This is a genomic window from Ktedonobacterales bacterium (assembly GCA_036557285.1).
GTDB lineage: Bacteria > Chloroflexota > Ktedonobacteria > Ktedonobacterales > DATBGS01 > DATBHW01.
In genome coordinates this window covers 128,806-140,047 of the sequence record DATBHW010000060.1, presented here as the reverse complement: position 1 = coordinate 140,047, position 11,242 = coordinate 128,806, and the positions used below count along the sequence as shown (strand labels likewise).

General features: G+C 57.7%; 7 protein-coding genes. 5 read left to right on the top strand and 2 right to left on the bottom strand.

The features are described from left to right. The first annotated feature begins 156 nt into the window (after window positions 1-156). From VH599_18465 to VH599_18455, 3 genes are all read left to right on the top strand, one after another. Window positions 157-1,140 (top strand): cytochrome b5 domain-containing protein, encoded by a 984-nt coding sequence (locus tag VH599_18465; GenBank protein HEY7350306.1) that lies wholly within the window; start codon window positions 157-159, stop codon window positions 1,138-1,140. 75 nt (window positions 1,141-1,215) lie between these two features. Then, window positions 1,216-4,509: a BTAD domain-containing putative transcriptional regulator gene (locus VH599_18460; protein HEY7350305.1), complete on the top strand. Its 3,294-nt coding sequence runs from the start codon at window positions 1,216-1,218 to the stop codon at window positions 4,507-4,509. 228 nt (window positions 4,510-4,737) lie between these two features. After that, window positions 4,738-6,144 (top strand): FAD-binding oxidoreductase, encoded by a 1,407-nt coding sequence (locus VH599_18455; GenBank protein ID HEY7350304.1) that lies wholly within the window; start codon window positions 4,738-4,740, stop codon window positions 6,142-6,144. Window positions 6,145-6,277: 133 nt separating this feature from the next. On the opposite strand, the gene VH599_18450 is transcribed toward VH599_18455, so the two are convergent. Continuing rightward, window positions 6,278-6,850, bottom strand: coding sequence for a methylated-DNA--[protein]-cysteine S-methyltransferase (locus VH599_18450; protein HEY7350303.1), 573 nt, complete (start codon window positions 6,848-6,850; stop codon window positions 6,278-6,280). A gap of 148 nt (window positions 6,851-6,998) precedes the next feature. Next, window positions 6,999-7,610: a superoxide dismutase gene (locus VH599_18445; protein ID HEY7350302.1), complete on the bottom strand. Its 612-nt coding sequence runs from the start codon at window positions 7,608-7,610 to the stop codon at window positions 6,999-7,001. 140 nt (window positions 7,611-7,750) lie between these two features. On the opposite strand from VH599_18445, the gene larC reads away from it, so the two are divergent. Both larC and dxs read left to right on the top strand, forming a co-directional pair. Next, on the top strand, window positions 7,751-9,049 hold the full coding sequence (gene larC / locus VH599_18440) for a nickel pincer cofactor biosynthesis protein LarC (protein ID HEY7350301.1): 1,299 nt from the start codon (window positions 7,751-7,753) through the stop codon (window positions 9,047-9,049). A 243-nt stretch (window positions 9,050-9,292) separates the two neighbouring features. Next, on the top strand, window positions 9,293-11,230 hold the full coding sequence (dxs, locus tag VH599_18435; GenBank protein ID HEY7350300.1) for a 1-deoxy-D-xylulose-5-phosphate synthase: 1,938 nt from the start codon (window positions 9,293-9,295) through the stop codon (window positions 11,228-11,230). Window positions 11,231-11,242: the final 12 nt, after the last annotated feature.

Below are 11,242 nucleotides of genomic sequence, written 5' to 3'. Positions count from 1 at the left end.
GCGCGTGATACCTGGCATCTCTGGAACCGACTGCTCCGCAAAGTTTTGATGCATACGATGGCCGTCTGGACAACTACCTCCTTGGGCGAGGAGCCACTTCAGTTCGCTCGCCTCGTGGCTTAAACAACTTGCACATCGGGTTACGATATTTCCCAGGTGGTTCTGCAAAATACTCCTGAAGCGGGGTATTGGATCGTGGTGAGTGGCAAAGTGTATGATGTCACCCAGTTTATCTATCAGCATGTGGGTGGGGAAAGAATCATTATCCACTATACTGGAATGGATGCGACCAGCGCCTATCAAGGCGTCCTTCATCACACGAACTCGGAAGTCGATGCGCTGCTGGGGATGTATGAGCTTGGCAATATGCGGCGTCTCCAATTCAATGGTGCATGGGGAGTCATCTTAACTCCTGGTGGGCTGAAGTTCATGCTGCTGGAAGAACTGTTTACTGCCTGGGTGCGTTATATCTATCTGGTGGTAGGGATGGAGAATGCGCTGGAAAATGACTATGATTTTGCGCATCTCTCTTCCACCGCCGGTGAAGATCCTGATGAGTTGACCCCGTTCAAGTCGCAATTTCTGATTGAGGCTCATCGTCGTTTTCTGGTGAGTTATCTGGATGGCTTGATTGATGAGGATCTTCAGACGCTCTGGGCGATGACCATCGGTTTCTGCGCGAAAGACCAGGATTTTCGCTGGCTCCAGACAGAGCTTGAGGCGCTCAAAGCGCGAGAGGCGTGGCGACTGGTTCGAAACTCGATTCCTTTTCTGAAACAGCAGTTGTTTGGGCTGAATGAGCGCGGCGACACGCAGGCGAGAGCCGCAACCCACGCGAGGATTCGTGCCGTGTGCGAGCTGTTCAAAGCCGAGGATAAACGGGTCTTGTATGAAATGAAAATTGCCTTGCGCGAGGGCATCCTGGCCTTTGAGCACCACGAGTCAGAGGTGATCAACCAGGCCAGCGGACAATTAATGATGGCTCTTCAACAGATAGTAAAGGTGGTAGGGGAGTATTATCAGAGATTGGCAGAATCTAGCTCTTCGCTAGGGGTTGCACTCGAATTACTCCCTGGTGAACTGGGCGAAGAGGCCATCCCAGAGGATCGCGGTCTTCCAGGTCATGGGGGAAAAATTTGATGGAGGAGATACCTGGCGCGTACAATGCATATATAGAGCCGTACCTCTGCCTCTAGCGACGCGAGAGGAGGGCAGATGTCCCCAACCCTGGACATTCGACTGCTCGGTGAGTTCAGCCTGCAAGACGGAGACCAGCCGATCACCAATCTCAACACCCCACGCTTGCAATCCTTGCTCGCCTATCTCGTGCTACATCGGGATGTGCCTCAACCACGCCACCACCTGGCTTTCCTCTTCTGGCCTGACACCACCGAGGCACAGGCGCGGAATAATTTGCGCCAACTGGTGCATCAGTTGCGTCAGGTGCTTCCGGCTGCCGGGCACTTCCTCGCTACCGATATGCACCTGTTGCACTGGCGCCCCACTATACCGATTAGCCTGGATGTGGCTTCATTTGAGCAGGCGCTTCAGCAGGCCGACGAGGCCGCGCAACAACATAATCAGCCTGCCCAGCGAGCGGCTTTGGAGCAAGCGGACAGACTATACCGAGGAGAACTCCTACCCAGTTGCTACGATGAATGGATATTGCCTGAGCGGGAGCGGCTGCGTCAGAGCCACATGCAGGCACTCGAACAACTCCTGCGCCTCATTGAACGGCAAGGAAACTACGCCACTGCCATCAAGTATGCCCAGCGTTTGCTCCAACTCGATCCCCTCTCTGAAGATTGCTATCGCCATCTGATGCGCCTGCATGCGCTGAATAATGACCGCGCCAGCGCGTTGCGCGTATATCATACATGTGCTACCATCTTGCAGCGCGAATTGGGCGTCGAACCAGATTCGGCGACCCAAGAAGCCTACGAGCATCTCTTGCATCAAGGGGTGTCAACTCTGCGAGCCAAAGCAGTGCAACCGGCATTCGCTGCGACACCAGCCCTGATCGGGCGTCAGCGTGAGTGGGAACGCTTGCAACATGCCTGGCGCCGCGCTGCCGAAGAGGGGCCGCATTTCGTGCTGGTGACAGGGGAAGCGGGCATCGGCAAGTCACGGCTGGCTGAAGAGTTTCTGGAGTGGGCGAACCAGCAGGGCGCCGTCACTGCCAGGACACGCTCCTATGCCGCTGAGGGGCAACTTTCGCTGGCGCCAGTGACGGATTGGCTGCGCAGCGATGGGCTGCGAACACAGCTTGGACAGCTCGACACCGTCTGGCTCACCGAGGTTGCGCGCATCCTGCCAGAACTATTCGCCGAACGGCCAGAAATCCCCAACTACAAGCCGATGACTGAGTATGGTCAGCGCCAACGCTTCTTTGAGGCACTGGCTCGCGCTGTTCTGGTCGCTCCACAACCATTATTCTTACTGATCGATGACTTGCACTGGTGCGATCAGGAAACGCTTGAATGGCTGCATTTTCTGCTGCGCTTCGACCCCCTGACGCGACTGATCGTAGTCGGCTGTGCCCGCGCAGAAGAACTCCCAGCACAGCATCCGCTGCACACGCTGCTGCTGCACCTGCACACCACCACCGGGGTGACAGAAATTGCGCTCCAGCCGCTGGATGCAGCGGAAACCGCGCGACTGGCCGCGCAGGTAACGAACCGTGAGTGGGGTGTAAACGCGCTCATGCGCTTGTATCATGAGACTGGAGGCTATCCGCTGTTCGTAGTCGAAACCGTGCGAGCCGGTTTAGACCGAGCGCCAGCGGACGCGCACGAGTCCGAACCCTCGTATCGTGATCTGCCTGGCGAAGAGGAGCAGGCCATGCCGCCACGTGTCCAGGCAGTGCTGGCGAGCCGCTTGCTGCAACTGTCGGCTCCTGCTCATGAGTTGGTTGGGCTTGCCGCAACCATTGGCCGCGAGTTCACCATTGACCTTTTGATTGCCTCCGGGAACATGGATATGGACAGCGCAGTGGGCGCACTGGATGAACTCTGGCAGAAACGCATTGTGCGCGAACATGGCGCCAACTGCTATGACTTCACACACGATAAGCTGCGCGAGGTGGCCTATACACAGATCAGTGTGCCACAGCGCCGTCTGCTCCACCGCCGCGTCGCGCAAGCACTGGAGGCGATGTCGTCGGAGGATCTCGATGTGGTCAGCGGCCAACTGGCGTGGCATTACGAGCGCGCTGGCCTGATTGAACAAGCGCTCCCATGCTATCAGCGTGCGGCAATCGTGGCACAGCGGGTGTATGCAAATGAAGATGCCATCGGTCTGCTTTCTCGAAGTCTGAAGCTGCTGAAGCAGCTTCCTACCGGGGCGAAACGCGACAGGCAGGAACTCAATCTCCAACTGGCCCTGGCGCCACTTTACCGCGTGACTAAAGGCTGGGCGGCGCCGGAGTTGGGCCGCGTCCTTGATCGCAACCTGGCACTGTGCGATACCGTTGGTGACAATGCCCAGCGGGCTGAGGCGCTCTATGGCTTGCAATCGTTATATGTCGTACAGGCCAGGCTCGAAAAAGCACAGAGTGTCTCTGAGGAGTTGCAAACACTCTATGAGCACGCCCCCGGTATGGCGCCGCCGCTGTTTTCTGGAATGATGCTAGCTGGTGCGCTGCTGCATCTGGGAAGGATCACTGACGCAAACGAGCGATTTACGCAGATCATCGCAGCGCCTGATCCGGATCAACTTCTCCATCTCCAGGAGTCGCAGGGGGTGAACTACGCAGCGCACGCGAGGGCGTGGCAATCTCACGCGCTTTGGTGCCTGGGTTACCCGCAGCAGGCTCTTGATCGTGGGCTTGAGGCGATCAGGCTGGTGCAGCACCTGGGGCAGCCTTTCAATCACGCGCTCGTGTCAGCCTATCTGGCGTTGCTCCAGCAATTGCGCGCTGATGAGGCCACCGCCAGAGAGAGCGCCGAGGAGGCGCTGGCACTTACCAGCATGTATCAGGCGCCCTATTATCGCGCCTGGGCTGCTATCCTGGTCAGCTACGCGCTGGCGCTGGAACAACCCGATGAGCAACGTATTGGACGCCTGCGGGCATCTATTATCGAATTCACAGGCTCAAGCGCCCGCTTGCGCCTGCCATATTACCTCTGCCTGCTTGCGCAGGTGTGTGCGAAAGCCGGGCGTGTAGAGGAGGGGCTGGCCGTCATCGCTGAGGCGTTGGCCGAAGCGCGCAGCCACAACGAGCGCTGGTGGAATGCAGAGGCGCATCGTCTGCGTGGCGAGTTGCTCCTCGCGCAGGGCGCAGAAGCGGAAGATGTCGAAGCAGCCCTGCTGCGCGCCATCGAGATCGCACAATCACAGCGAGCCAAATCGTTGGAGCTGCGTGCAACCATGAGTCTGGCACAGGTATGGGCGGCCCAGGATCGAGCAGATGAGGCGAAACGTCGGCTCAGTGACGTGTATGACTGCTTCACAGAAGGGTTGGATACACCCGATCTGCAAGCGGCCAGGAACGTTCTTGCGCGTTTGTAGCCCCTGTGCATTCGTATTCTGCTGAATTAACGCTTTGCTAACGCGCCCCAGGCTAAAACCAGTTAAACATCCCTCCTTCTTTTTCTTCACCAAACGCTTTGCTAACGCTGTCCCTGCTATCCTGGCTGTAGGATCGAAAGATGCGAGTGAGGTCGGCAGTTTCCCATCTCTCATCTGATACCCGGCGAAAGGGTATTTTCCTCAGACAGCATGGACAAGGAGAAAGGAATGATAAAAGACCAAAACCCTACCGTCACTTTGGAAGAATCAGCAGTTCAGGGGCTTGCATCACGCTTGCGTGGCTCATTGCTGCGCCCCGGCGATGCCAACTATGAGCAGGCTCGTCGGGTCTACAACGCGATGATCGACAAACATCCTGCGCTCATTGCCTGCTGCGTAGATGTCGCCGATGTGATTGCTGCTGTCAACTTCGCGCGCGAGCAGAAGCTGACGCTGGCAGTGCGCGGCGGCGGACACAACGGCCCTGGCCTGGGCGTCTGTGATGATGGCCTGGTGATCGATCTGTCGGGCATGAAAGGGGTTCACGTTGATCCCGTTGCGCGCACTGCACGCGTTGCAGGGGGCTGCACCTGGGGCGAGGTAGATCACGCTACACATCCCTTCGGGCTAGCGACGCCAAGCGGCTTCATTTCGACGACCGGCGTTGGTGGGCTGACATTGGGTGGAGGCATTGGCTACCTTGCGCGAACTTTTGGCTTGACCATTGACAATCTGCTGAGTGTAGATGTGGTGCTGGCTGATGGCAGCTTCGTCACTGCCAACGCCAAAGAGCATGACGACCTGTTCTGGGCGGTGCGCGGCGGTGGTGGCAATTTCGGTGTGGTCACATCCTTCTTGTTCCAACTCCATCCGATCAGCATAGTCTATAGCGGGCCGATGCTCTGGCCGTTAGAGCAGGCGGCAGAGGTCATGAAGGTCTGGCGTTCCTTTATCCTGGACGCTCCCGACGAGATCAACGGCTGGTTTGCATTTATCACCGTGCCACCCGCGCCGCCCTTTCCAGAGCAGTTTCACCTCCAGAAGATGTGCGCCATCGTCTGGTGCGACAGTGGACCGCTGGAGCAGGCCGAGGAGCGCTTCAAACCAATTCGCACGCATGTGCCACCAGTAGTAGATTTCGTCGGACCGCACCCCTGGCCGGTCCTCCAAAGTCTCTTTGACGCTTTGTATCCCCCTGGCTTGCAGTGGTACTGGAAGGCCGATTTCTTCAAGGATCTGAATGACAAGGCCATCGATCTGCATGTGAAGTATGCTCCGCAACTGCCGACGATGCACTCGACCGCACATATCTATCCAATCAACGGAGCAGCACATCGAACCGGCGCGAGTGAGACTGCCTTCAGCTTCCGTGATGCTAATTTTGCGGAGGTGATTGTTGGAGTAGACCCTGACCCGGCCAACAACCCGCGCATGATCCAATGGGCCAGGGACTATTGGATGGCTCTGCATCCTTATTCGGCTGGTGGAGCCTATATCAATATGATGATGGATGAGGGCGGCGATCAGGTGAAGGCGGCGTATCGCGACAACTATGCCAGGCTAGCGCAGATCAAAGCGAAATATGACCCGCGCAATCTGTTCCATGTGAATCAGAACATCCAACCAGCCAGGTGATGAGAAGGAAGAGACGCGCAGATAAGTCGAATCTGCGCTCTACAGACAAAACCTGCTAGCGACTTGCCTGAAGCACTTGAGGAGAACAAGGAGTGCGCTGTTTCATCAGCTGCGCACTCCTTTGTCAGCGTATCTATGAGCAGCCGCTGCCCTGCTCCAGCGCCAGCAGCCAACGCTTGATCTCGATTCCGCCCCCATAGCCCGTCAGGCTCCCATTCGCGCCGATCAGACGATGGCAGGGGATAATTACGGGCAGGGGATTGGCGCCATTGGCTGCCCCGACTGCTCGCGCTGACGCGGGTCGTCCGATGGAGTGGGCAATCTCTCCATAGGAACGGGTAGCGCCGTAGGGTACAGCGGCAACCGTGTCCCAGACCAGGCGTTGAAAGGATGTCCCGCGTGGATCAAGTGGGACGCTGAAGGACCGACAAGCGCCAGCAAAATAGGCGGTAAGCTGCGCCAGCGCCGTCTCATGCGCCGTTTCGTCCTCAAGAATTGTTATCGGCCCCAACAAACGCCGGAGGTATGCCTCGGCTACGCTGCGCGGCTCGTTGGGCAGCGCGAGCTTCACCAGGCCATGTCCGGCGCTGAAAAGTTGCAGCAGACCAATCGGTGTCTGGAGAGACGCATAGCAAACTATTATCCCTGATTCCGCAGGCATATACTGCTCGGCGCTCCTCCGATGATTCAGAACGGTTCTGGTCATGGCGTTTGCTCCATTTCTGGATCATGGCGCCTACTCATCTCATCAGCCAGGCTTGACCACTGGCTTTGCCTGGCGTCGGTAAAAGAGCCGGGGCAGCAGCTTTGGCGATACGTATCTGCCCCGGCCTGGTCTTTGCCCGCTGCCTTCTCTAGCGGGTAGCAGCGGCAAAGCGCTCTTCGACAACCTTCCAATCCAGATTTTCCAAGAATACCTTGATGTACGTCTGGCGGTCTTGCTTGAAGTCCAGATAATAGGCATGCTCGTACATGTCGAGGGCGATCAGCGGCGCGGCGTTCCAAACGGGGTACAGGTTATTGGTGTCGCCCACATGATTAAAGAGATACTGCCCGTCACGATCCCAGGCGAACCAGGCCCAGCCGCGTGATGAAAGGGCGGTGCAGATCATATCTACCGCCCACTCATCGAACGAGCCAAACTGTTGCTCGATCTGGTCGGCAAGTTCGCCGGAGGGCTTGCCGCCTTTGCCTCCAAGCTGCTGAAAATATAATTCGTGGTTGCGCACACCGCCCAGCGCAAAGGTCAGTTCGACTTTGAGGACACGTAAGGGACTGTAGGTGGAGCTGGAATGCTCTGGCAGCCGCTTCACCTGGTTGAGAACGGTCACGATGTCGTTGTGGCGCGTGATGAAGTGTTCATAGATGGCCTGATGCTCGCTCATGGTGTCTTCAGAGAAGCCATCCATTTCGAAGAGTTTGTTACTCAGTTGGATCGGTTCGCGCAAGGGTAAAGTCGTCGGCATACTGTTTGCTTCTCCTCTAAACGAAGTGTCAGTTAACGGGCGAGGCGGAAGCTGACCGATGAGATTATCAGGAACAGAACCTATGCTTGTCAAGGTTTTTATAATAGAGATACGATGCCGGGTATGCAATGGCGCAAGTCGTGCGTACAGCCGATACAGCGGTAGGAAGACTGTTCTTCCTGAAGACGGCTGAAGGCAGAAGGAAAACGCTTGAAAAGAAAACGGATAAGCGGATGACGCTGGCCTATCTTGACTGTTTTTCGGGCATGAGCGGGGATATGTTTCTGGGCGCGCTGCTGGATGCAGGCTTATCGTTCGAGCGTTTGCAAGCAGGGCTGGCCGCGCTGCGCCTGGAGGGGTATCGGTTGGTCCTGGAACCCTACGCCGACAAGGGTATTCACGGCAAGCGATTTTCTGTTCAGCCGCTGGAAACCCCTCAGCCGGAGCGGCATCTCAGCGAGATTCGGCAGATTATTACGGCCAGCCAACTGCCCCAGGCCGTTCAGCAGCACGCGCTGGCAATATTCCAGGCGTTGGGCGAGGCTGAGGCGCAGGTACATGGGGTCTCGGTGGAGAGCGTTCATTTCCATGAGGTGGGCGCTGTGGATGCCCTGGTGGATATTGTCGGCGCGGCCATCGGATTGCACGAGCTTGGCGTTGAACATGTCTACGCTTCTCCACTGCCGCTGACGACGGGCCAGGTGGAAACGTCGCATGGCCTCTTGCCTGTTCCCGCGCCTGCCACGCTTGAACTCTTGCGCCAGGTCGGCGCGCCCTGGACGCCGCGCGCAGCCGAAGGCGAACTCGTGACGCCTACTGCTGCCGCGATTCTGGCAACCTACGCGCGCTTTGAGACGCCTGCGATGGTCATCCGCCAGGTGGGCTATGGCTTTGGCCGCAAGCGGCTGCCCTGGGCGAACTGCCTGCGGCTCTGCCTGGGCGAGCCTGTGGAGGCGAGAGAGGTTGAAACAGATGAGGTGATGATCATTGAAACCAATCTGGATAACCTGAGCGGTGAGGTGCTGGGCGCCCTCATGGATCGTCTCTTTCAGGCGGGCGCGCTCGATGTGACCTATACGCCTATGCAGATGAAGAAAAATCGCCCGGCAACACAGATCAGCGTCATCGCGCCGCTTGATCTGGCTGAGGTGCTGTCGCTGCTGCTGCTGCGTGAGACGACGACGCTGGGCGTGCGGCTGAGCCGATGGCAGCGCCTGAAAGCGGAGCGCCGCCAGGAGGTTGTGGAGACGCCGCTGGGGCCAGTACAGGTGAAGCTGAAATTGCTCGAAGGGCGCGCGGTGAGTGTCGCGCCAGAGTATGATGAGTGCCGTCGGCTGGCCGAGGCGGCTGCGCTTCCGCTGCGCGAAGTCTATGAGCGGCTCGACCTGTTTTTGCGCGATCATTATGCGCTCAAAAAAGAGAGACCTTCCGGGGGCTGAATGATGGCTGGCAATATGCGATGAATGAAGAAGCGTTTACGCACAGCCCTTCTATACGAGTAAGAAGAAGGCATCTGCAAGGGTCGTCGGAAGCGTACCTATGGGTGGCGTCTCAGGTGCTTGTGGCGCGTGACGACCCGCCCTATAATGATGGTATCGCTACCCACTAGCGGCTCTGCTGGTCGTAGGGCTGTATCACACGGAATAATCCGAAGGAGCGTCATCTTGGAAGAGCCAATCCCAATGAAACGAATTCTGGATACCATTGACGAGCCAGCGCAGTTGAGAAAACTGACTCTTCCGCAGTTGGAGCAACTGGCGGCGGAGATTCGGCGTGAGATCATCGAAACTGTCTCGGTGCGTGGCGGCCACCTGGCCCCGAACCTGGGGGCAGTCGAGTTGACCCTGGCGCTGCATATCGCCTTTGATACCCCTACAGATCAACTCGTCTGGGATATAGGACATCAGGCATATGTGCATAAGCTGGTCACGGGTCGGCGGGATCGCTTTCACACGATTCGCCAGTTCGAGGGTCTTTCAGGCTATTTGCGCCGTGACGAGAGCATCTATGATGTCTTTGGTGCCAGCCATGCCAGCACCTCACTCTCGGCAGCGTTGGGGGTAGCTGTGGGTCGCGATCTGCGCGGCGAAGATTTCAAGGTAGTGGCGGTGATTGGTGATGGCGCATTAACGGGCGGCATGGCGCTGGAGGCGATTAATAACGCGGGTACGCTCAAGAAAAACGTGATCTTTGTCTTAAACGATAATGACAAATCGATCTCTGAAAATGTCGGGGCCATCCATAAATATCTAGGTAAGGTGCGCTCCGATCCACGCTATCGCAAGCTGCGCGGTGCGGCCAGGCAATCGCTGGCGAATCTCCCGATGGTGGGTGATCTGGCGGTGGAGATGGCCGGGCGCGCTGATCGCAGCATGAAAGAGTTCTGGCTGCCCAGCAAGAGCGGTGTCATCTTTGCTGAGCTTGGCCTGACGTTCCTTGGCCCGTTTGATGGTCATGATATTCCGCTGATGGTTGAGGTATTTCGGCGGGCGAAGGATCTCGAAGGGCCGGTTATGATTCAGGTCATCACCCAAAAGGGCAAAGGTTGGGAACACTCCGAGGCCGACTCCACGAAATGGCATGGGCCGGGCGCGTATGATTATAAAACCGGCGCCATCAAAAAGAATCCCGCTGATCCGCCGAGTTATACGGATGTCTTTGCCAGGACGCTGGTCGAACTGGCCGAGAAAGACCCCACTGTGGTGGGTATTACAGCGGCTATGGGCGATGGCACCGGCCTTAAAAAGCTGCGCGAGCGCTTCCCTGATCGTTATTTTGATGTAGGCATTGCTGAGCAGCATGCGGTGACGTTCGCCGCTGGCCTTGCCGTCAGCGGCGCGCGGCCTGTTGCGGCAATCTATTCTACGTTCCTCCAGCGGGCCTACGATCAGGTTGTCCACGATGTCTGCGTCCAGAACCTGCATGTGACTTTCTGCCTGGACCGCGCCGGTATCGTTGGTGAGGATGGGCAAACCCAACATGGCGTCTTCGATATTGGCTATCTGCGGCCACTGCCCCATATGAAGTTGATGGCCCCCAGGGATGAAAACGAACTGCGCCATATGCTCTATACTGCGCTCTATCTCGATGGGCCAGTAGCTCTGCGCTACCCACGCGGCAAGGCGTTGGGCGTGCCAATGGATGCTGAACTGCGCAAGCTGGAGGTGGGCAAGGCCGAATTGCTGACGCCAGAGGAAGAGGTCGATCAGGCCGATGCGGCGGTGCTGGCGTATGGCAATATGGTGGCTGCGGCGGTGCAGGCCGCGGCGGAACTGGCAGAAGAAGGCATCCGGCTGGCAGTGGTCAATGCGCGCTGGGCAAAACCGCTGGATGAGGAGTTGATTCTGCGCCTGGCGCGTACCTGTGGCCGCATCATTACTGTTGAAGATCATATGATCGCTGGCGGCTTTGGCAGCGCGGTGCTGGAGTTGCTGGCGCGCAAGGGTCTGCAAACAGTTCCACTCCGCATAATTGGCCTGCCTGATCGCTTTGTGGAGCATGGTGCGCCCGCCATTCTTCACGAACTCTATGGCCTCTCCTCCGGGCATATCAAAGAGGTAGCCCACGACCTGATCGGCGCTGACACGAAAGCGCGTCGGGCCAAACGAGTCAGAGGATAAGGGATGCGCGAA